The organism is Curtobacterium sp. MWU13-2055, from assembly GCF_023242305.1.
Lineage (GTDB): Bacteria > Actinomycetota > Actinomycetes > Actinomycetales > Microbacteriaceae > Curtobacterium.
In genome coordinates, this window is the sequence record NZ_JALLIO010000014.1 from 14,740 (window position 1) to 35,136 (window position 20,397).

Below are 20,397 nucleotides of genomic sequence, written 5' to 3' on the forward strand. Positions count from 1 at the left end.
TCCATCAGTGCTTTGCGTGCGCCTCGAGCGCCCGGAGCAGCGCCGCGACGTGCCGCTCCCGGCCGTACCGGTCCCGCACCCAGGCTCGGCACCGGTCCGCGAGACCGGGTTCGGTCTCGGCCGCGTGCAGCGCCTCGAGGACCTTGTCGGCCAGCGCGGCGGTCTCGGTGGGGTCGACGGTGAAGCGCGTCCACTCGCCGCTGAGGATCTCGGCGGTGCCGCCCGACGCCGCCGCGACGACGGGGCGTCCGGTGGACATCGCCTCGACGACCACGCGGCCGAACCCCTCGGGCTCGATGGAGGGTGCCACCACGACGTCGGCGGCGTGCAGCAGGGGGACGACGTCGTCGCGCTCGGGCACCACGACCACGGATCCCTCGGGCAACGCGGCGATCGCGCGGTGCACGGCGGGGGCGTCCTGTGGGTACAGCGCACCCGCCAGGACGAGCACCGGAGCCGGGGCGGGCGGTGTGCCGGGCCCGACGAGGACGCGGGCCGACGCGTGGACGCGACCCCACGCCTCCAGGAGGGCCAGGACGCCCTTCGACCGCGTGAGCCGTCCGTAGTAGAGCACCACGGGGCGGTCCTGGTCGAGGCCGAGCGCAGCGCGTGCTCGGCGCGTGCTCGCCGGCGTGGCGGCGGGGAACGCCGCGGTGTCGACGCCGTTCGGGACCACGTCGACGCGGTCCGGCGGGGCACCGACGGCGGTCCACGCACGGGCCATCGCCGCCGAGACCGCGAGGTACCGGGTCCGGCCGCCGGCGAACGGGCCGAGCCGACGGTAGTTCGGGGCGTGGTGCAGGTGCACGGCCAGGGGGACGCCGGACACGAAGGACACGACGCGGCCCCACGGCAGGAACTCCGGACGGTTCAGCCACAGGACGTCCGGGCGCGACCGGCGGAGGCGGAGGCCCTCGCGGACGAAGCGGAACACGTCCGTCGGGGCGGTCCGGATGCCGAAGCGGTAGTCGCGGGCGTGGCGCAGTCGGACACCGAGCCGGTCGAACACCGCGCGGCCCTCGTCCGGGTCGCCGTCCGGACCGGCGCGGTGCCACACCTCGACCTCGTGGCCGGCCGCGACGAGCTCGCCGACGTCCTCGACGACGCAGCGTTCGACACCGCCGGTGATGGCGAGTCCGTTGGTGGCGACGACGACACGCAGCGGACGGGGGGTGGGACGTGTCATGCGGATCCTCCGCGAGCGAGTTTCAGGCGGCGGAAGAACCAGGGCAGGCACGCGGCGACGCCGACGATGCGCACGATGTTCCAGGCGAGGTCCTGTGGGGGCAGGAGCGAGGCCGCGGCGACGACGATCGCGATCGCGATGGCGAGCAGCACCCGGCGTCGAGGGCCGCGCCACTCACGGCGGTCCGGCAGGGAGGCCTGCTGCAGTGCGGCGAGGATGGCGTAGGCGATGACCGTGGCGATGCCCGCGCCGACGATGCCCGTCAGGGGCACCAGCACCAGGTTCGCCGCGATGTTCACGACACCGGCGACGGCGCCGATGACGCCGACCGTCACGCCGCGGCGCTCGACCAGCAGGAGCCGGCCGGTCGCACCGCTCGCGACCACCGGGAACGCGGTCAGGGCGACCACGAAGACGACGACGGTGAGGGACTCGACCCGGTACGACGCCGGGGCCAGGATCGGCAGCGCCACCGGCGACACGAGGGTGACGGCGACGAGCACGGGGGCGAGGAGCATGTAGAGCTCGTCCCGGGCGTGCATGGCGAGCCGGCGGCGGGCCACGGCGTCGCGGAGGGCGGCGAAGTGCGGCGCCCAGGCCTGGTTCGTGAAGGTCAGCAGCAGGATGACCGCGGAGCCGACGACGTAGGCGATCTGGTAGCGGGCCACCTCGTCGGCACCGAGCAGGCGCTGCACGACGAGCCGGTCACCGGCGTTCAGGACGAAGTACGACAGGCTGCCGAGCGCGATCGGGACACCGAGCTTGAACGCCCGGACCGTGGTGCGGTGGTCGAACAGCCCGCGGAACCGCGGTTTCGTGGCGATGATGCCGATGACCATCGCAGCGCCCTGCGCCACGACCCCGCCCCACGCGTACGTGGTCGCGTCAGCGTGCACGGCGGCGAGGAGCCCGAGACCGATGATCGACCCGCCGACGGACGACAGCAGGCTCGTCACGGCGAACACGCGGATGCGGTCCTGGGCGACGAGCAGCGCGAGGGACAGCTGCACGATCGCGGCGGGCCCGGTCCAGAGCACGGCGACCAGCAGCAGGGGGTGCTGGTCGACGAAGCCCGCGGCGTCGCCCCAGAGCGGGATCGACACCAGGGCGAACACGGTGACGGTGACCGCGGTGACCATGCCGACGAACATCAGGCCCCGGGCACGCCGGTCGTCGCCGTCCTCGGCGCGCTGCAGCACCGACGCCTGGTCGATGCCGCAGACGGCCACGACCACCAGGGCCTGGTACAGCGCGATCGCCGAGGCCAGCACGCCGAACTCGGCCGGTGGCATCAGGTGCGCGAGCACGGGGGAGATCAACGAGCTCACGACGAGCTGCATCGACCAGACGACCACGTAGAGCAGGCCCCGGCCGAACAGGACGGACGAGCCGCGTGCGACGGCGATCGAGTCCGTGTCGGTGGACAGCGCGCCGGGGGCCGCGGGCTGCACGGACGCCTCGAGCTCGTCGTCGTCGGGCTGTGCCGCCAGCGCAGCCGCCTCGGCCGCACGCGCCTCGCGTCGGGTCTGGGGGACTGTCACTGTGCCACCACCACCGGCTGGTCGTCGGCTGACGTGCGGAGCCCGAAGGTCGCGTCGACCACGTCGAGCAGGTCGGTGCTCCGGGACGTCGAGAACTTCCGGGCGAACACGTACGGGGTCGACTGGTCAGCCGCGGTACGACGCTCCAGCACCCGGCCGGCGTCCTCGATCCCGAGCCACGGCGGGCTCTTCTGCTTCGTGCCGTCCCACCCGATCCACCAGAGCGGCTGCACCGCGTGGGCGTCCGCGAAGTCCGGGGTGAACGCCGGGGTCAGCAGGACCGACGGCACGAAGGTCTCGTCGCCGATCCACACCCGCTCCCAGAACGCCACCAGGTCGGGGCGCCCGTCGAACACGTCGACGACCCCCTGCGCGTGGTGGCGGGCCAGGACCTTGAGCTGCGAGCCGCCGCCGAACACGACGTCGCGCGGGACCCGACGGGGGACCGGCAGGCGCAGCATGTGCTTCCGCCACGCCCAGTGCCGGAACCGCACGCGCGACCGACCGCCGTCGCGACCCCACGCGGGGTGCGGGAGCGGCTTCGCCTCGACGAACGACCGCCCGGGGTTCGCGGTCAGGAGCGCCGAGATCTCGTCGGCGTCGGCCAGCGGGTAGTCGCTGCCGGTCAGCAGCGCCACGTGCGTGGCGTCCGTCTGCGCCAGGGCAGCACGGTAGCCGGCGACCTCGGCCGCGACGTTCTCCCACTTCGCCCACCCGGTGCGCATCCGCGGCAGCACGTGCACCCGTTCGGGCAGGCCGGCGGTCATCGCCTCGAAGACGTCGTCGTCGGTGCTCGCGTCGCAGTGCAGGAACACCGGGAACGGGTCGAGCGCCGCCACGAGCCGACGGACGTGCGTCGGGTCCTCGTGGGCGAGGACGATGCACGCGAGTGGCGTGGGAGTGATGGCCATGTCCGCGACGCTAAGCGGGCCCGGCAGCACCGACAAGGGAGGTCGGGACCACCTGCGGGGGAACGGCGGTTTCCCGCAGGGCCCCCCGATCGAGGGGGACCGCGCCGGGGATCGCTTCAGCGGGCGCGGCGGAACTTCCGGCAGTCGCAGAGCGCGCAGTCCGTGCCCGGACGGTAGTGCTCGTGTGCCGCCTGGGCGTGCCCGCACGTGCCGCACGCGGCGTCGTCGGCGTCGAGGTGCACCACGACGAGGTCGGACGCTTCGGGGTCCGGAACCAGGTGCAACGTCGGGCGTGGACGCCTGATCAGGCCGAGCCGGTCCATCGTTCGGGCCAGCGGCATGCGTCCTCCTCGTGTCCGGCGGGGACCGGGGTCGCACCGGCGGGTCGACCGGCGTCTCCCGCGAGTCTAGTGGCGGCAAACCGCAGCCTCCCCGCATCCTCCGAGCATCGCGGTTGACCCCCTGTCGACGCGCGCGGAGCATTGCCACGTCCACCCGACCAGACCGGCCCGACGGGACGAACATGACCGACCACACCACCACCGCGGAACGAGCCCTCACGCTCGACCCCGCGATGCCCTCGCCCGACGCCCCCACCTGGGTCGGAGCTGCCTGGGTCGGCGCCGTCGACCGGTCCGCAGCGCTCGCCGCCGACACCGTGCACCTCGCCGGCGCCGGCGGCTTCCGCCGCGCCCGCCTCATGGTGCGCGACGGCCGCGACGTCGCGGGGTTCGTCGACGTGCGCGTCGACGACCGCGGGGCGGTGGACCCGGCCGAGCTGGGACCGGCCCTGCGCCGGTTGCCGGCCCCGGGCCTCCCGGTCGACGCCCCCGCGGACGGCGCGCGCGTCTCCGTCGTCATCGGCACCCGCGAGCGCCCCGTGGCGCTCGCCCGCGCCGTGCGCTCCGTCCTCGACTCCGCGTACGACGACTTCGAGCTGTTCGTCGTCGACAACGCCCCCGTCACCAGCGGCACCCGCGACGTCGTGGCCGCCGTCGACGACCCGCGCGTGCACTACGTCCTCGAGGCACGTGCCGGCGTCTCCCGCGCCCGCAACGCCGGACTCGCCCGCGCCACCGGCGGCATCGTCGCGTTCATCGACGACGACGTCGTCGTCGACCGCCACTGGATGGCCGCCATCGCCGCCGCCTACGAGCGCGACGCCGACGTCTGGTGCGTCACCGGACTCGTCCCCAGCGGCGAGCTCCGCACCCCCACGCAGCGCTTCTTCGACGAGCGGGTGACCTGGGCGCGGAACCTCGAGCGCCGGGTGTACCGCACGTCCGCCCCGCCCGTCGACGAGCCCCTGTTCCCCTTCACCGTCGGCGCGTTCGGCACCGGCGCGAACATGTCCGTGCGCCGCGACGCCGTCCGCCAGCTCGGCGGCTTCGACGTCGCCCTCGGCCCCGGCACCCGCGCCCGAGCCGGTGAGGACCCCGACCTGTTCACCCGCGTCCTGCTCGCCGGTGGGGCGCTCGCCGTGGAGCCCTCGGCCGTCGTCTGGCACGAGCACCGCAAGGACCGTGCCGCGTTGCGCTCGCAGGCGATCGGCTACGGCACCGGGCTCGGCGCCTGGGTGACGAAGCTCGTGCTGCGGCCCTCGACGGCGTTCGCGGTGCTGCGGCGTGCGGCCGGCGCGCTCCGCCGGCTCGGTGCGCTCGGGCAGGGTGCCGACGAGCGCCCCGTCGACGCGAGCGGCGGCTGGCCCGTCGACGCCGAGTTCACCGAGGCGACGCGCGGGCTCAAGCGCGCCGAGCTGACGGCCGCGCTGGGTGGGCCGTGGCGGTACCTGGCCGGGCGGCTGACCGCGCGCTGAGGCGCGGGCGCCGGGCGCGGCTGGGCGGAGTCGCTGCACCCGGTTTGCGACAAGACGGTCGTCGTACGACACGTGTCTTGTCGCTTGTTGCGTGCGCAACGGTTGCGTGCGCGTGGGGGCGACGTCCTCGACGTCGTGCGACATCGCGAGTGTCGTACCGCGTCGGTCGGACCCGACAACGAACGGACGGGAGGCCCGTGGCGACACTGCCACGGGCCTCCCGTCCGTCACGCTGCGCGACTACGGCCGGAAGCGGCCGGCCTCGACGTCGCGCCAGCGGCGTCGGCTGCGGAACCAGGCGGCCGGGCCGGCGGGGAACCCGCGCAGCTCGTGGTACGCCAGGGTCTTCGGGATGCGCGTGGTCGAGGCGTCGTTGGTGACCTCGGTCGCGGCGTCCCGGCGTCCGGCCAGGCGGGAGAGCATCTGCTTCGACTTGACCTTCGCGGCGAGCGGCATCAGGCGTGCGAGGACGGCGACGTGCCGCTTGTCCTTCGCGGCGAGCGCGAACATCAGCGCGGTGAAGCCGACGCCGTTGCCGTGCAGCTGCTTGTGCAGGTCCTCGATGGTCTGGCGGTGCCGGTGGTGCACGACCGCGCGGGGCTCGAAGCCGATCTTCCCACCGCGCCACAGCGTCTCGATGAACATCGCCAGGTCCTCGCCACCACGGGCGGGGGAGCCCGCGCCGAGGGTGTGGTCGAAGCCGCCGACGGCCTCGATCAGCGTGCGACGGTAGGCCATGTTCGCGCCGGCGCCGTACGCGCCGATGCCGTAGACGGCGAAGTGCTTGAGGACCTCGCCGGACGGGGTGACCGCCGAGACGCGGGCGTGCCGCATGGTGCCCTGCACGTCGTCCGGGACGATCGTCACGGGCGAGAAGGTGCGCTCGGCGCTGAACCCGCCGTAGTACGCCTCGTACCAGATCTGGGCGGGGGTGGTGAGCTCGCTCGGCAGGATCACGCCGGTGACGGCGTCCAGGCCGGGCTCGCTGACGAACCGGGACCCGATGGCGCGGAGCCACTGCGGGTCGACGCGGACGTCGTCGTCGGTGAAGGCGATGACCTCGCCGGTCGCGGCGGCGACACCGGCGTTCCGTCCGGCGGACAGACCGGGGCGGCGTTCCTCGACGAGGCGGACGTTCCGCCCGGCGAGCATCGCGGGCAGCGCGTCGCCGGCGGGGACGCGGACGCGGTTGTCGACGAGGATGACCTCGTGCCGCGGGTAGTCGAGGTGCTCGAGGACGTCGAGCAGCTTGCCGAGGTCCTCGACGCGGTCGACGATCGTGGACACGACGACCGAGATGGTCGGCAGGTCGTCGTCGGACACCGCGGGGACGTCGGCCAGGACGGTCTCCTGCAGCGCCTCGAGGGCGCGGGCCGCGTCTGCGGGGTCATCGGTGAGCAGCACGTCGAGGGTGCCGGTGGGGTGGCCGCCGCGGTAGCCGATCACCATGGCGGACTCGCCGGTCTCGTCGGCGACGAGACGGGGGAGCGGGGCGTCGAGGTCGACGCCGATGACACGGCGCGGTGCGGGCACGGTGTCGGCGGGGTGGAGGGTGGCCATGTCGTGGACGCTACGTGGGGCCGTGGGTCCGGACAACGGCGCGGGACACCGGTGGCGGGGTTCATGCGGAGTTCCGCAGTGGCGCGCAGGGGTCCCTCGAACGAGGGTGAGCGCTCACCCAGGAAGTCTCCGGGACTTCCAAGGTCACGCTCAGGTCACGGAACCGATGCAACCGGTTGCGGAACCCCTGCGGCGGGCGTAGCTTCCTCCACCAGCAGGCAGCGGCGCCTGCTCCAGGGCAGTGTCGTCGAACCCGATCGATGCCCCCTGGTGATCTCAATGAGGAGACAACGCTGTGAAGACAACACGCTCCAGGGTGCGGTTCGCATCCGTTGCCGGGGTCGCCGTCATCGGCCTCGTGCTCACCGGCTGCTCGAGCGGGAGCTCCGGCGCCGGTTCGGACGACGCCAAGAGCGGCCAGGACAGCCGCGGGCCCATCACGTACGTGCAGGGCAAGGACAACTCGAACGTCGTCCGCCCGCTGATCGCGAAGTGGAACAAGGCCCACCCCGACGAGAAGGTCACCTTCAAGGAGCAGTCCGACCAGGCCGACCAGCAGCACGACGACCTCGTGCAGCACTTCCAGGCCAAGGACGCGAACTACGACGTCGTCGACGTCGACGTCGTCTGGACCGCCGAGTTCGCCGCGAAGAGCTGGCTGACGCCGCTGACCGGTGACATGAAGATCGACACCTCGAAGCTGCTGCCGGCCACGGTGAAGACCGCGACCTACAACGACACCCTCTACGCCGCCCCGCAGACCTCGGACGGCGCACTGCTCTACTACCGCAAGGACCTCGTCAAGACGCCTCCGACCACGTGGAAGGAGATGATGGCCGACTGCCAGATCGCGAAGGACAAGGGCATCGGCTGCTACGCCGGGCAGTTCGCGAAGTACGAGGGCCTGACGGTGAACGCCTCCGAGGCGATCAACGGCTCCGGTGGTTCGGTGCTCAGCAAGAGCGGGGACCCGGACGTCGACACCTCGGACGCCAAGGCCGGCCTGCAGAACCTGGTCGACGCGTTCAAGGACGGGAACATCCCGGCCGAGGCGATCACGTACCAGGAGGAGCAGGGCCGCACGGCGTTCGAAGCCGGCAAGCTGCTGTTCCTGCGCAACTGGCCGTACGTCTACAACCTGGCGAAGACCGACGGTTCGAGCAAGGTCAAGGACACGTTCGGCATCGCGCCCATCCCGGGTGCGGACGGCACCGGCGCCTCGACGCTCGGCGGCCACAACGCCGCGATCAGCGTGTACTCGAAGCACAAGGCGACGGCGCACGACTTCCTCGCGTTCCTCATCTCGAACGACACGCAGAAGTTCTTCGCAACGCAGGGTTCGCTCGCCCCGGTCGTCGGTGACCTCTACACCGACTCCGAGCTGACGGCGAAGCTCCCGTACCTGCCGACGCTGCTCAAGTCGATCGAATCGGCGGAGCCGCGCCCGGTCACGCCGTTCTACCCGGCGGTGACGAAGGCGATCCAGGACAACACCTACGCGGCGCTCAAGGGATCGAAGTCGGTCGACGAAGCCATGAAGGACATGCAGGACGCCCTCAAGGCGGCGACCAGCAGCTAGCGACACGCGGCTCACGCCGCATCGGACTGGAGGCACGGTGCCATCCCGGCACGTGCCTCCAGTCCGCCCCTACTTGCGTTCCGACACCCCCGGCAAGGAGGCCGACACGTGTCAGCAGCAACCGAGATCCCCGCAGCCATCCCCAACCCGACGGGCATGGAACCGAAGCGCCAACGGCGCAAGGGCGGACTCAACGCCGAGCACGGCCGGTGGGCCGTGTACCTCATCGGCCCGACGATCCTGCTCCTCGCGATCGTCATCGGCTACCCGGTCGTCAGCGCGATCATCCAGTCGTTCCAGCTCGACCAGGGCCTCGACAAGGCCACCGGCCTGTTCGTGCAGGGCGGCTTCGCCGGCGTCACGAACTACGTGCACTGGCTCGGGCAACGATGCGGGAACACCGCGTGCCCTCCGGGCAGCCTCGGCTCCCAATTCTGGGTGGCCTTCGGCAACACGTTCTTCTTCACCGCGGTGACCGTCGTCCTCGAGACCGTCATCGGGCTCTGGATGGCGATCATCATGAACCGCAACTTCAAGGGCCGCGCGCTCGTCCGTGCCGCGATCCTGGTGCCGTGGGCGATCCCCACCGCCGTCACCGCGAAGCTCTGGTACTTCATCTTCGACGCGAACGGCGTCCTGAACCACGTCATCGGCCACCAGGTCCTCTGGTTCTCCGACGAGTGGGCATCGCGGTTCGCGATCATCATCGCGGACACCTGGAAGACCACGCCGTTCATGGCGCTGCTCATCCTGGCGGGGCTGCAGTTGATCCCCGAGGACGTCTACGAGGCCGGCAAGATGGACGGCGCCTCGACGTTCCAACGCTTCGTGCTCATCACGCTGCCGCTCGTGCGGCCCGCCCTGATGGTAGCCGTGCTGTTCCGCGTGCTCGACGCGCTCCGCATCTACGACCTGATCGCGATCATGACCGGTGGCGGCGGTGGTTCCGGCAACGCCACGGTCTCGTTGTCGGTGCTCGTCGTCGACCAGATCCGGCAAGGGTTCAACGCCGCATCGGCACTCTCCACCATCACCTTCCTCATCGTGTTCATCGTGGCGTTCGTCTTCGTCCGGTTCCTCGGAGCCAACGTCGTCCAGACGCAGGCCGCCCAGCAGAAGGGTGAACTCAAGTGACCCTCGCAGCCGACCGACCCCGGTCAGTGCCAGTCCCCGGCGAACGTGCTAGCGCACGCGCCGAAGTCCGGGTCCGCCGCGACACCGGCCCCCGGATCCGCACGGCCGTGCAGGCGATCGTCATCGCCGTGTGGTGCCTCCTGCCGTTCTACTGGATGGTCGTCACGAGCTTCCGCGACGTCGGGTTCACCTTCGACCCGACGCCGTGGTTCACGCACGTGACGCTCGACAACTACGCGACGGCGTTCTCCACGTCGCTCGGCAACCACCTCGGCCGGGCGCTGCTGAACAGCGTCTTCATCGGTGTGGCCGTGACGATCATCGCCCTGCTCGTCGGCACCACGGCGGCGTACGCCCTCGCCCGCCTCGAGTTCGGCGGCAAGTCGCTCATCGCCGGCGCGATCCTGGCGGCGTCGATGTTCCCGGGGGTCGCGCTCATCTCCCCGCTGTTCCAGCTCTTCACGGACATCGGGTGGATGGGGACCTACCAGGCGCTCATCCTACCGAGCATCTCGTTCGTGCTGCCGCTGACGGTCTACACGCTCGCGTCCTTCTTCCGCGAGATGCCGTGGGACCTCGAGGAAGCAGCACGCATCGACGGCTGCACCCGCGTGCAGGCCTTCCGGCGGATCATCCTGCCGCTCGCCGCCCCCGCGGTGTTCACGACGGCGATCCTGGCGTTCATCTCCAGTTGGAACGAGTACCTGATCTCCTCGCAGCTCTCGAGCGACGCGACGCAGCCGGTGACCGTGGCGATCGCCTCGTTCGCCGGGTCGCAGCCGCACCAGGAGCCGTACACGGCGGTCATGGCCGCGGGCACGATCGTCACGATTCCGCTCGTGATCCTGGTCCTCATCTTCCAGCGACGCATCGTGGCCGGCCTCACCGCCGGTGGAGTGAAGGGCTGACGACCATGGCACAGCGCGGACCCACCCGGCCCACGGCCCGGATCGAAGAGGCGATCGGCTTCGTCGGCATGTTCGGCATCCTGTTCCTCGGCGCCACGGTGTTCTGCGAGGTCACCGGTCGACCGGCACTCGGCTGGGCACTCACCCTGCTGGTGTGCGTGCTCGGGGTCGTGGCGCTCGACCGGTGGCGGGTGCGGGTACTCCGCCGCCACGCGGTCGTCGACGGGGCCACCGACGGCATCGGTGCCGCTCCTGCCGTCGCCCCCGTCCGCACCGCTCGCGGCGACGACACCCGTCGTCAGCCACGGCCCTCGGCGGACGGGCGGGTGCACCAGCACAGCGGGTGGGACGAGCTCGCACCAGCGGGTCGTCGTGCACCGCACCGGGCGCGCCGGACCGCAGCGGCCGTCGCGCACACCGCCCCCGGCACTGCAGCCGACCGTCCGGCGGGCGTGACACACGGTACGGACGGCTGACGGGCCTCCCGGGTCGCATCGATGGGGATCCAGGAGATCGCGACCGTCACGGGACTGTCGAAGTCCACGGTGTCGCGGGCGCTGCGCGGCATGGAGAACGTGGCGGAGACCACGATCGACGAGGTGCGTCGGGTCGCCGACGAGCTCGGGTACGTCCCGAGCTCGGCGGCGGCCGGCCTCGCCACCGGGCGGCAGCGCGCCGTGGGCGTCGTCGTCCCGGTGATCGACCGGTGGTTCTACGTCAAGGCGCTCGGCGGCGTCGACGCAGAACTCCGGCGGGCCGGGTACGACCTCGTGCTCTACAACCTGGGCGGGCCGGGCGGCGACCGCGACCGGGCGTTCCGACGCTCGATGCTGCGGCACCGTGTCGACGCCCTCGTCCTGCTGTCCCTGGTGCTCGACGCGACCGAACGTGCCGAGCTCGAACTCACCCGGCACCCGATGATCGTCATCGGCGGACCCGCACCGGGCCTGCGGAACATCGGGGTCGACGACCGAGCCGTCACCCGGATCGCGGTCGACCACCTGTGCGGACTCGGACACCGACGGGTCGCCTACGTCGGCGGGCAGGACGAGGCCGGCATGAACGTGGCGGTGCCGCACCTGCGGCGGGACGGGTTCGTCGACGCGATGCGGGCCGCGGGACACGCGGTGCCGGACCGGTGGCTGCTCGACGGACGGTTCTCGTTCGCCGGCGGCCTGGCGGCGGGGAACGCGCTGTTCGGCGGGCGCGCTGGTGCCGGTGCCGGTGCTGGCGCCGGGCCCGATCGCCCCACTGCCGTCTTGTGCGCCTCGGACGAGATGGCGCTCGGGGTGCTCCTCGCCGCTGGGCAGGCCGGGCTGTCGGTGCCGGGGGACGTCTCCGTGATCGGGATCGACGGCCACGAGTACGGCGCCACCGTGGGCCTGACGACCGTGGCACAGGACCCGGAGGCGCAGGGGCGGGCAGCGGCGCGGGCAGTGCTCGCCGAGGTCGACGGCGGCGCTGCCGGAGCGATCGTCGCGGCGCCGGCGCACCTGGTGGTGCGGGGGACGACGGGGCCGCCGCCGGGGTGAGGGTGGCGGGCGTGGCGGCGTGGCGGCGTGGCGGACTCGACTCGGAACGACGATCCCGATGTCGTACGACAACGGAGACGTCGTTCCGAGTCGAGCCCGCCCGGCCCGCCGCGGGTAGCGTCGCCCGCATGGAGGTCACGAAGCTCGAACACGCCTGCCAGATCCTGTCGGACGGCGATGCCCGCCTGGTGCTCGACCCGGGCGACTTCACCCGCCCCGTCGACGCGACCGGGGTCGTCGCGGTCGTCGTCACCCACGAACACCCCGACCACGTCACGCCCGAGCAGCTGCAACGGATCCTCGCCGCCAACCCCGACGCCGTGGTGTTCGGCCCCGAGGGCGTCCGCGCGGCGCTCGCCGACTCCGGCATCGCGGTCGAGGTAGTCACCGACGGCGACCACCGCACCGTCGGCCCGTTCGAGCTCGACTTCCACGGCACGCGGCACCAGCTCATCCACTCCTCGGTGCCGATCGTCGACAACACCGGCGTGCTCGTGAACCGCACGCTCTTCCACCCCGGCGACTCGTACACCGACCCGGGCGTGCCCGTCGAGGTCCTCGCCGCACCCGTCGGTGCCCCGTGGCTCAAGGTCGCCGAGATGATGGACTACGTCGCCGCGCTCGCCCCGGCCCGGGCCTACCCGATCCACGAGGCCACGCTCTCCGACATCGGCTACGGCATGCACACCGGTCGGCTCCGCGAGGCGCTCGCGCCGAACGGCGTGCTCGAGATCCTGCGGCCGGGGGAGTCGCTCACGATCTGACCGCGCGGGGCCGCGCCGCGCCGTGGTCGTTTCGTGAGCAGAAATGGTCGGGTGGGCCCGACCGACGCGACCATTCCTGCTCACGAAGCGCGGCTCCGGACGTGCGCGCGCTCGGACGGGAGGCCCGTGGCGGGCCCGCCCCGCGCCTCCCGTCCGATGGGCGGTCGCGTCCACGGCCGCGCAACGGATGCGCGTGCATGTTGCGACAGAACGCGCGTCGTTCGACGAGTGTTTCGTCGGACGATGCGCACGCAACGGATGCGTGTGCATGTTGCGACAGAACGCGCGTCGTTCAACCGGTGTTCTGTCGGAATCTGCACGCGCAGCGAGCGCCGTATGCCGGGCGCGGCATGGCGGCACACCCGGGCGACACGCCTCGTTTTGGCGCGATGCGCGGCTTGTGCAATACTTGTCGAGTTGTCGGAACGGCCCCATCGTATAGCGGCCTAGTACGCTGCCCTCTCACGGCGGTAACGCGGGTTCGAATCCCGCTGGGGTCACCACAGGTGACATGCTCCGAGTCCGACAACAGCCGCGGCCCCATCGTATAGCGGCCTAGTACGCTGCCCTCTCACGGCGGTAACGCGGGTTCGAATCCCGCTGGGGTCACCAGCACCACGAAACCCCCGACGAGCTCCGGCTTGCCGGGGGTTTCGTCGTCGTGTGCCAGGCTGCTTCCGTGTCCAGTGTCGTCCAGCTCATCCGGTCCACAGCGCTCAGCGACGTCGCGGAGTACGCCTACGCGTCCACCGTGGCAGCCGGGACACGGCTCGTGTTCCTCGCGGGGGCGTGTCCGCTCGACGAGCACGGCGCGACGGTCGCCGTCGGTGATGTGGCCGGGCAAGCCGCGCAGTGCATCGCGAACCTGCGGACGGCGCTCGCAGCCGCCGGCGCGGGGGTCGACGACCTCGTCCAGACGCGGGTGCTCGTCGCGACGACCGAGCAGCAGGACCTCGTCTCCGCCTGGGACGTCGTCCGCGCCGCGATGGGAGACCACGACGTGCCGAGCACGCTGCTCGGCGTGACCGTCCTCGGCTACGACGACCAGCTCGTCGAGGTCGAGGCGATCGCCGCCGTCGCCGACTGAGCAGTACGCTGGACGGGTCGTCAGACCCGGCAGTGGGGCTTGCCGGACCCAACCGCGCACGAAGCGCCAACGGTCCCTATCCCGAGAACACCGCACGCGCGGAGACGATCCGGCGTGCTCGGCGATAGGAGTACCGATGACCGATGCGCGACCGCCGCACCTCCGCTGGCGCTTCCTCGCCCTCGTCGCACTCGGCGGCGCGATCGGCACCGCCGCCCGCGCACTGCTCGCCGAGGCGTTCCCCGGCCACGACGGCATCAGCTGGGTGATCCTCGCGATCAACGTCGTCGGGGCCTTCTGCCTCGGGCTCCTGCTCGAGGCGCTCGCGCTGCGTGGGCCTGACGTCGAGGGGCGCCGCACGCTCCGGCTGTTCGTCGGCACCGGCGTGCTCGGCGGCTTCACGACGTACAGCACGCTCGCGGACGACACCGCGCAGCTGATCGACGTCGGCCGGTGGGGTGCGGGCAGCGGGTACGCACTGCTGTCCGTCGTCCTCGGGCTCGGCGCCGTCGCGCTCGGGGTGTTGATCGCCGGGCGGCTCCGACCGCGTCCGACCGGCCCGGACGGAGGCGCGTCGTGAACCCGCTCGAACTGCTGCTCGTCGCCGTCGGCGGGGGAGTCGGAGCCGCGTTCCGGTTCCTGCTCGACGGACTCGTCAAGGCGCGCACGTCCCGCTCGCGGACTGCCGGGTTCCCGCTCGGGACCGTGCTGATCAACGTGTCCGGATCGCTCGTCCTCGGGCTGCTCACCGGCCTCGGGCAGGCCGGGACGATCCCGCTCCCGGCGGTCGCGGTGCTCGGGACGGGCATGATGGGTGGGTACACGACGTTCTCGACGGCGAGCGTCGAGACCGTCCAGCTCCTCCGATCCGGCAAGCCCCGGCTCGCCGTCCTGCACGGCCTCGGGATGCTCGTCGTCTCGGTCGGCGCAGCTGCGCTCGGCCTCTGGATCGGAAGGAACTCATGACCTCGGAACGCCCCGGCGAACTCGTCCTCGTCCGTCACGGAGAGACGGAGTGGTCGAAGAGCGGGCAGCACACCGGCCGCACCGACATCCCGCTGACGGACAACGGTGTCGAGCAGGCGAAGCGCGCCGGCCGGTACCTGGCCGACCGCTCGTTCGCGTTGGCCCTGTCGAGTCCGCTCCAGCGTGCCCGCGACACCGCGCACCTGATCGGCGTCGACCCCGAGCTCGACGAGGACCTGTACGAGTGGGACTACGGCGCGTACGAAGGGCTCACCACCCCGCAGATCAAGGTGCTGCGCCACGGGCCGTGGGACCTCTGGACCGACGGAGTACCCGCCGGTGACACCCCCGGTGAGAACGCCGCCGAGGTCCGGGTCCGCGTCGAGCGCATCCTGAACCGTGCTCGTCCGGTGCTCGCCGAGGGCCAGGACGCCGTGTTCATCGCCCACGGCCACGTGCTGCGTGCCCTCGGCGCCGCGTGGATCCGGCTCGCGCCGCAGGACGGTGCCGTGCTGAAGCTCGGCACCGCATCGGTCAGCGTCCTCGGGTACGAGCACGGCCGCCCGGTCATCGACGCCTGGAACATCCAGCCCCGCGACTGACGCGCCCGTTCTTTCCCCGAACGCGCGCGATGGTCGGTGGAATCGGGCACACCTGGTCAGAAGAAACGACCAGGTATGCCCGGAACGACCAGGTACTCAGACGGTACGGATCGCGCTCGTGGCACCCAGGGCTCGGCCGCGCCGCCGCTCGATCGCGCGCCCGACGAACAACAGCCCGACACTGACGAGCGCACCGAGGGTGGTCTGCGCGACCCGGTCGAGTGCGAGGAGCTCCGGGGCCTCGGGCAGGCTCAGCCACGACACGGCGAGGGCGAGCGGGGTCAGGAACAGCAGGCAGACGGCGTAGTTCCGGGCGACGAAGATCTCCGCGAAGAACTGCCCCACGACGGCGATGACGACGATCCACCACGCCGACGGCTCGAGCAGCAGGATCCCCACGGCGATCACGGTGCCGCCGATCGTGCCGATGAAGCGCTGGAACGCCCGGATCACGGTGTGCCGCTGGCGGAGGGCGGGCAGGGTCGACACCACCGCGATGACGGCCCAGTACGGGTGCCCGAGCCAGGGGATGGTCGACGCCACCGCGCCGGCGACGAGCGACCCCACGACGTTGAGCGCCACGGTCTCCCACAACGCGGCCGTGCGGAGGATGCCGAAGCCGCGCTCCTTGAGCGGTGCCAGCGGCCGGAACCGGTGCGGGGCGTGCGGGTGCCACACGTGCCGGATGACGAACCCGGACATCGCGACGAGCCACGCCCAGACGACCGAGCAGACGATGATCGTGGCGACGAGCGGGACGTCCGCGGGCTGCAGCGGCACGAGGGCGGAGACCACGAACGCGAACACGGGGAAGATCGGCTGCGCGGGGATCGTCCGCAGGGTCGACAGGGTGCAGACCGCGACGACGAGCACGACGACGAGTCCGGTCGCCTGCAGCCAGAGCGGGGAGCCGAGCAGGGCGACACCGATGCCCGCGAACATGCACAGGGTCTGCAGCGCACCCGCGACGCCCGTGGTGACGGCGCGCTGCCGGTACGGCTCGGTCGCCCCGAAGATCGCGGTGAACCCGGCGAACATCGCGAACGCGGCGTAGCCCGGCATCCCGAGGGCGATGAGCAGCGCCAGTGGTGCACCGCCCGCGATCGCTGCGCGTGCCGCGCCCTCGAGGTTGATCGTCCGGGTCGAGTGCGCAGGTGTCGTCATGTCCCGACCATCTTCCCACCGCGACGGGTGTCGTCGAGTCGCCACGGGCCCCCCGGTCGACCGCCGCACCGCGTGGAGAACGCGACGACGCGTTGGTATACCAATGGTAGAGTCGCCTGATCGTGCCGCGGTCGCGGCGCAACGACGAGAACGAGGGAGTCGAGCTCATGGGTAGGACGCTCGCCGAGAAGGTGTGGGACGACCACGTCGTGGTCAAGGGTGAGGACGGCAACCCGGACCTCCTCTACATCGACCTCCACCTCGTGCACGAGGTCACGAGCCCGCAGGCGTTCGACGGCCTGCGCCAGGCCGGCCGGCCGGTGCGCCGGCTGGACCTGACGATCGCGACCGAGGACCACAACACCCCGACGCTCGCCATCGACCGCCCCATCGCGGACCCGACGAGTCGGATCCAGATCGAGACCCTGCGCCGCAACTGCGAGGAGTTCGGGGTGCGCCTGCACTCCCTCGGCGACAAGGAGCAGGGGATCGTGCACGTCGTCGGCCCGCAGCTCGGCCTGACGATGCCCGGCATCACCGTCGTCTGCGGCGACTCGCACACCAGCACCCACGGGGCGTTCGGCGCGATGGCGTTCGGCATCGGCACCTCCGAGGTGGAGCACGTCCTGGCGACGCAGACCCTGCCGCTGAAGCCCTTCAAGACGATGGCGATCACGGTCGAGGGCACGCTGCGTCCGGGCGTGACCGCGAAGGACATCATCCTGGCGGTCATCGCGAAGATCGGCACCGGCGGCGGACAGGGCTACGTGCTCGAGTACCGCGGTTCCGCGATCCGTGCGCTCTCGATGGAGGGCCGGATGACGATCTGCAACATGTCGATCGAGGCCGGAGCCCGCGCCGGCATGGTCGCCCCCGACCAGATCACCTACGACTACGTGCAGGGCCGCGACCACGCCCCGACCGGTTCCGACTGGGACGACGCCGTCGCGTACTGGGACACCCTGGCGACCGACGACGACGCAGTGTTCGACGCCGAGGTCTTCATCGACGCCGACGACCTCGAGCCCTTCGTCACCTGGGGCACCAACCCCGGCCAGGGCGTCTCGCTGTCGGAGAACGTGCCTTCGCCTTTCGACTTCGAAGACCCGAACGACCAGGCCGCTGCGCAGCGGGCCCTCGACTACATGGACATCGCCGCCGGCACCCCGATGAAGGACATCGCCGTCGACGCGGTCTTCATGGGCTCGTGCACGAACTCGCGCATCGAGGACCTGCGGGCCTTCGCGTCGATCATCCAGGGCCGCAAGAAGGCCGACGGCGTCCGGGTCATGGTCGTGCCGGGGTCCGCCCGGGTGCGGCTCGAGGCCGAGGCCGAGGGGCTCGACGTCGTGATCAAGGAGTTCGGCGCCGAGTGGCGGTTCGCCGGGTGCTCGATGTGCCTCGGCATGAACCCCGACCAGCTCGCACCGGGGGAGCGCTGCGCGAGCACGTCGAACCGCAACTTCGAGGGGCGCCAGGGCAAGGGCGGGCGCACCCACCTGGTGTCGCCGCTCGTCGCCGCCGCCACCGCGATCCGCGGCACGCTGTCCAGCCCGTGGGACCTGGCGACCGACGACGCACTGGCGAACGTGACCGACACAGCGAACACCACCGAGGGGACCTTCTGATGGACAAGATCACCACCGTCACCGGCATCGCCGCCCCGCTCAAGCGGTCGAACGTCGACACCGACCAGATCATCCCCGCGGTCTACCTCAAGCGCGTCACGAAGACCGGCTTCGAGGACGCCCTGTTCTCCGGCTGGCGCCAGGACCCCGACTTCGTGCTGAACCAGCCCGAGTACCAGGGCGCGAAGGTCCTGGTGGCCGGCCCCGACTTCGGCACCGGCTCGTCCCGCGAGCACGCGGTCTGGGCACTGCGTGACTTCGGCCTCGCGGTCGTCATCTCGCCCCGGTTCGCCGACATCTTCAAGGGCAACGCGGGCAAGCAGGGACTGGTCACCGCGATCGTGACCGAATCGGAAGTCGAGCGGCTCTGGGCCGAGATCGAGCGGAACCCGGGGGTGTCGGCGACCGTGGACCTGGTGGCGCAGCGCGTGTCGCTCGGGGATGTGGACGTCCCCTTCGAGATCGACGCTTACACTCGTTGGCGGTTGATGGAAGGGCTCGACGACATCGGGCTCACCCTCCGTGACGAGACCTCGATCACGGAGTTCGAATCCCGCCGCTCCAGTTGGCGGCCGAAGACATTGCCGGTGAAGTAGTGAACTCTCTCGTACAGGACGCAGCGGCCGCAGGGGCGCGCGTGGGCCTCAAGTCGGACGAGATCGTCATCCGCGGGGGCAAGCCGCTCGTGGGGCGCATCGAGGTCCGCGGGGCGAAGAACCTCGCGACCAAGGCCATGGTGGCGTCGCTGCTCGGTGACACCCCGTCGATCCTCAAGGACGTCCCGGACATCTCCGACGTCAAGGTCGTCCGTGGGCTGCTCGAGGTGCACGGCGTGCGCATCACCGATCCTGCACGAGGCGAGCTCATCCTCGACCCGGCCAACGTCGAGTCGGCGCACTTCGCCGAGATCGACGCCCACGCCGGCTCGAGCCGCATCCCGATCCTGTTCTGCGGCCCGCTGCTGCACAAGCTCGGCGAGGCGTTCATCCCCGACCTCGGCGGCTGCCGCATCGGCGACCGCCCGATCGACTTCCACCTCGACGCGCTCCGGGCAATGGGTGCCGTCGTCGACAAGCAGGTCAACGGCATCCACCTGACGGCTCCGAACGGGCTGAAGGGCGCGTCCATCGAGCTGCCGTACCCGAGCGTCGGCGCGACCGAGCAGGTCCTGTTGTCGTCCGTGCTGGCGACCGGCGTCACGGAGCTGCGGAACGCGGCGATCGAGCCCGAGATCATGGACCTCATCGCGATCCTGCAGAAGATGGGCGCGATCGTGTCCGTCGAGCCGAACCGCGTGATCTTCATCGAGGGCGTCGAGTCGCTGCGCGGCTACACGCACCGTGCGATCAACGACCGCAACGAGGCCGCCAGCTGGGCCTCCGCCGCGCTCGCCACCGACGGCGACATCTTCGTCGAGGGGGCGAACCAGCAGGAGCTCATGACGTTCCTCAACGTCTTCCGCAAGGTCGGCGGCGGTTTCGACGTGCAAGAGGACGGCATCCGGTTCTACCGCGAGCGCGACACCCTCAAGCCCGTCGTCATCGAGACCGACGTGCACCCCGGCTTCATGACCGACTGGCAGCAGCCGCTCGTCGTGGCGCTGACCCAGGCCGAGGGGCAGAGCATCGTGCACGAGACCGTGTACGAGAACCGCTTCGGCTTCACCGATGCGCTGAACGAGATGGGCGCCGACATCGTCGTCCACAAGGAGGGGCTGCCCGGGCACGACCGCCGTGTCGCCCGTCGCCCGTTCGAGCAGGCCGCGGTCATCACCGGTCCGACGACGCTGCACGCGGCGAACGTCCGGGTCCCCGACCTCCGCGGTGGCTTCAGCCACCTCATCGCGGCCCTGACCGCCGACGGCGAGTCCCACATCACCAACGTCGGCATCATCAGCCGCGGCTACGAGCACTTCATCCCGAAGCTGCGGAAGCTGGGCGCCGACTTCGACTTCGCGGGTTAGTCGCGGTGTCGGTTCCGCAGCCGGGTGACGGTCCGTCGCGTCCGGGTGACGGCCCG

20 protein-coding genes and 2 tRNA genes are annotated in these 20,397 nt (G+C 71.4%); 16 read left to right on the top strand and 6 right to left on the bottom strand.

The window, feature by feature from the left end; genetic code table 11:
* Window positions 1-4: 4 nt before the first annotated feature.
* From M4960_RS18915 to M4960_RS18930, 4 genes are all read right to left on the bottom strand, one after another.
* Window positions 5-1,186, bottom strand: a complete 1,182-nt coding sequence (locus M4960_RS18915; protein WP_134193958.1) for a glycosyltransferase family 4 protein — start codon at window positions 1,184-1,186, stop codon at window positions 5-7.
* Window positions 1,183-2,727 (bottom strand): lipopolysaccharide biosynthesis protein, encoded by a 1,545-nt coding sequence (locus M4960_RS18920; RefSeq protein ID WP_131879865.1) that lies wholly within the window; start codon window positions 2,725-2,727, stop codon window positions 1,183-1,185. The genes M4960_RS18915 and M4960_RS18920 overlap by 4 nt, the downstream gene beginning before the upstream one ends.
* Window positions 2,724-3,638 carry a beta-1,6-N-acetylglucosaminyltransferase gene (locus M4960_RS18925; RefSeq protein WP_111086034.1) on the bottom strand — a complete coding sequence of 305 codons (915 nt, stop codon included), beginning with the start codon at window positions 3,636-3,638 and terminating at the stop codon, window positions 2,724-2,726. Before M4960_RS18925 ends, M4960_RS18920 begins: the two co-directional genes overlap by 4 nt.
* Window positions 3,639-3,754: 116 nt before the next feature.
* Window positions 3,755-3,979: a hypothetical protein gene (locus M4960_RS18930; protein ID WP_248705112.1), complete on the bottom strand. Its 225-nt coding sequence runs from the start codon at window positions 3,977-3,979 to the stop codon at window positions 3,755-3,757.
* Between the two features lie 182 nt (window positions 3,980-4,161).
* Between M4960_RS18930 and M4960_RS18935 the strand changes: the two genes are divergently transcribed.
* Window positions 4,162-5,454: a glycosyltransferase family 2 protein gene (locus M4960_RS18935; RefSeq protein ID WP_248705113.1), complete on the top strand. Its 1,293-nt coding sequence runs from the start codon at window positions 4,162-4,164 to the stop codon at window positions 5,452-5,454.
* 240 nt (window positions 5,455-5,694) lie between these two features.
* On the opposite strand, the gene M4960_RS18940 is transcribed toward M4960_RS18935, so the two are convergent.
* Window positions 5,695-7,014 (bottom strand): glycosyltransferase, encoded by a 1,320-nt coding sequence (locus M4960_RS18940; RefSeq protein WP_248705114.1) that lies wholly within the window; start codon window positions 7,012-7,014, stop codon window positions 5,695-5,697.
* Window positions 7,015-7,309: 295 nt separating this feature from the next.
* Here M4960_RS18940 and M4960_RS18945 point away from each other — a divergent pair, with 295 nt between their 5' ends.
* The 12 genes from M4960_RS18945 to M4960_RS19000 all read left to right on the top strand — a co-directional run bounded on the left by M4960_RS18945 (window position 7,310) and on the right by M4960_RS19000 (window position 15,586).
* Window positions 7,310-8,593 (top strand): ABC transporter substrate-binding protein, encoded by a 1,284-nt coding sequence (locus M4960_RS18945; protein ID WP_248705115.1) that lies wholly within the window; start codon window positions 7,310-7,312, stop codon window positions 8,591-8,593.
* Between the two features lie 156 nt (window positions 8,594-8,749).
* Entirely contained in the window at window positions 8,750-9,727 is a 978-nt protein-coding gene (locus M4960_RS18950) for a carbohydrate ABC transporter permease (RefSeq protein WP_123294820.1), read from the top strand.
* A 95-nt stretch (window positions 9,728-9,822) separates the two neighbouring features.
* Complete coding sequence (locus M4960_RS18955; RefSeq protein WP_248705126.1) at window positions 9,823-10,635, top strand: carbohydrate ABC transporter permease; 813 nt, start codon at window positions 9,823-9,825, stop codon at window positions 10,633-10,635.
* 5 nt (window positions 10,636-10,640) lie between these two features.
* Complete coding sequence (locus M4960_RS18960; RefSeq protein ID WP_181437582.1) at window positions 10,641-11,111, top strand: hypothetical protein; 471 nt, start codon at window positions 10,641-10,643, stop codon at window positions 11,109-11,111.
* 21 nt (window positions 11,112-11,132) lie between these two features.
* The gene (locus M4960_RS18965; protein WP_131919859.1) at window positions 11,133-12,167 is read left to right on the top strand and encodes a LacI family DNA-binding transcriptional regulator; all 1,035 of its coding nucleotides are present in this window, start codon (window positions 11,133-11,135) and stop codon (window positions 12,165-12,167) included.
* A 128-nt stretch (window positions 12,168-12,295) separates the two neighbouring features.
* Window positions 12,296-12,931, top strand: a complete 636-nt coding sequence (locus M4960_RS18970; protein ID WP_248705116.1) for an MBL fold metallo-hydrolase — start codon at window positions 12,296-12,298, stop codon at window positions 12,929-12,931.
* Window positions 12,932-13,358: 427 nt separating this feature from the next.
* A tRNA-Glu gene (locus M4960_RS18975) sits at window positions 13,359-13,434 on the top strand.
* A 33-nt stretch (window positions 13,435-13,467) separates the two neighbouring features.
* Window positions 13,468-13,543, top strand: a tRNA-Glu gene (locus M4960_RS18980).
* A 67-nt stretch (window positions 13,544-13,610) separates the two neighbouring features.
* Window positions 13,611-14,018 carry a RidA family protein gene (locus tag M4960_RS18985; protein WP_248705117.1) on the top strand — a complete coding sequence of 136 codons (408 nt, stop codon included), beginning with the start codon at window positions 13,611-13,613 and terminating at the stop codon, window positions 14,016-14,018.
* Window positions 14,019-14,154: 136 nt separating this feature from the next.
* The gene (locus M4960_RS18990; RefSeq protein ID WP_248705118.1) at window positions 14,155-14,598 is read left to right on the top strand and encodes a CrcB family protein; all 444 of its coding nucleotides are present in this window, start codon (window positions 14,155-14,157) and stop codon (window positions 14,596-14,598) included.
* Entirely contained in the window at window positions 14,595-14,984 is a 390-nt protein-coding gene (gene crcB / locus M4960_RS18995) for a fluoride efflux transporter CrcB (protein ID WP_131846385.1), read from the top strand. Before M4960_RS18990 ends, crcB begins: the two co-directional genes overlap by 4 nt.
* The gene (locus M4960_RS19000) at window positions 14,981-15,586 is read left to right on the top strand and encodes a histidine phosphatase family protein (RefSeq protein WP_123339850.1); all 606 of its coding nucleotides are present in this window, start codon (window positions 14,981-14,983) and stop codon (window positions 15,584-15,586) included. The genes crcB and M4960_RS19000 overlap by 4 nt, the downstream gene beginning before the upstream one ends.
* 96 nt (window positions 15,587-15,682) lie before the next feature.
* On the opposite strand, the gene M4960_RS19005 is transcribed toward M4960_RS19000, so the two are convergent.
* On the bottom strand, window positions 15,683-16,750 hold the full coding sequence (locus M4960_RS19005; protein WP_248705119.1) for an FUSC family protein: 1,068 nt from the start codon (window positions 16,748-16,750) through the stop codon (window positions 15,683-15,685).
* A gap of 167 nt (window positions 16,751-16,917) precedes the next feature.
* On the opposite strand from M4960_RS19005, the gene leuC reads away from it, so the two are divergent.
* Genes leuC through murA form a run of 3 tightly spaced genes read left to right on the top strand, consistent with a single transcriptional unit; the run spans window position 16,918 to window position 20,341 of the window.
* The gene (gene leuC, locus M4960_RS19010; RefSeq protein ID WP_248705120.1) at window positions 16,918-18,378 is read left to right on the top strand and encodes a 3-isopropylmalate dehydratase large subunit; all 1,461 of its coding nucleotides are present in this window, start codon (window positions 16,918-16,920) and stop codon (window positions 18,376-18,378) included.
* Window positions 18,378-18,974 (top strand): 3-isopropylmalate dehydratase small subunit, encoded by a 597-nt coding sequence (gene leuD / locus M4960_RS19015; RefSeq protein ID WP_248705121.1) that lies wholly within the window; start codon window positions 18,378-18,380, stop codon window positions 18,972-18,974. Before leuC ends, leuD begins: the two co-directional genes overlap by 1 nt.
* Entirely contained in the window at window positions 18,974-20,341 is a 1,368-nt protein-coding gene (gene murA, locus M4960_RS19020; RefSeq protein ID WP_123294811.1) for a UDP-N-acetylglucosamine 1-carboxyvinyltransferase, read from the top strand. Before leuD ends, murA begins: the two co-directional genes overlap by 1 nt.
* The last annotated feature ends 56 nt before the right edge of the window (window positions 20,342-20,397 follow it).

Excerpts from the sequence above, each read along its gene's own strand:
- M4960_RS18915 (WP_134193958.1), bottom strand. The coding sequence starts at position 1,186 with ATGACACGTCCCACCCCCCGTCCGCTGCGTGTCGTCGTCGCCACCAAC.
- M4960_RS18925 (WP_111086034.1), bottom strand. The coding sequence starts at position 3,638 with ATGGCCATCACTCCCACGCCACTCGCGTGCATCGTCCTCGCCCACGAG.
- M4960_RS18930 (WP_248705112.1), bottom strand. The coding sequence starts at position 3,979 with ATGCCGCTGGCCCGAACGATGGACCGGCTCGGCCTGATCAGGCGTCCA.
- M4960_RS18935 (WP_248705113.1), top strand. The coding sequence starts at position 4,162 with ATGACCGACCACACCACCACCGCGGAACGAGCCCTCACGCTCGACCCC.
- M4960_RS18940 (WP_248705114.1), bottom strand. The coding sequence starts at position 7,014 with ATGGCCACCCTCCACCCCGCCGACACCGTGCCCGCACCGCGCCGTGTC.
- M4960_RS18950 (WP_123294820.1), top strand. The coding sequence starts at position 8,750 with ATGGAACCGAAGCGCCAACGGCGCAAGGGCGGACTCAACGCCGAGCAC.
- M4960_RS18960 (WP_181437582.1), top strand. The coding sequence starts at position 10,641 with ATGGCACAGCGCGGACCCACCCGGCCCACGGCCCGGATCGAAGAGGCG.
- M4960_RS18965 (WP_131919859.1), top strand. The coding sequence starts at position 11,133 with ATGGGGATCCAGGAGATCGCGACCGTCACGGGACTGTCGAAGTCCACG.
- M4960_RS18970 (WP_248705116.1), top strand. The coding sequence starts at position 12,296 with ATGGAGGTCACGAAGCTCGAACACGCCTGCCAGATCCTGTCGGACGGC.
- M4960_RS18990 (WP_248705118.1), top strand. The coding sequence starts at position 14,155 with ATGACCGATGCGCGACCGCCGCACCTCCGCTGGCGCTTCCTCGCCCTC.
- M4960_RS19000 (WP_123339850.1), top strand. The coding sequence starts at position 14,981 with ATGACCTCGGAACGCCCCGGCGAACTCGTCCTCGTCCGTCACGGAGAG.
- M4960_RS19005 (WP_248705119.1), bottom strand. The coding sequence starts at position 16,750 with ATGACGACACCTGCGCACTCGACCCGGACGATCAACCTCGAGGGCGCG.
- leuC (WP_248705120.1), top strand. The coding sequence starts at position 16,918 with ATGGGTAGGACGCTCGCCGAGAAGGTGTGGGACGACCACGTCGTGGTC.
- leuD (WP_248705121.1), top strand. The coding sequence starts at position 18,378 with ATGGACAAGATCACCACCGTCACCGGCATCGCCGCCCCGCTCAAGCGG.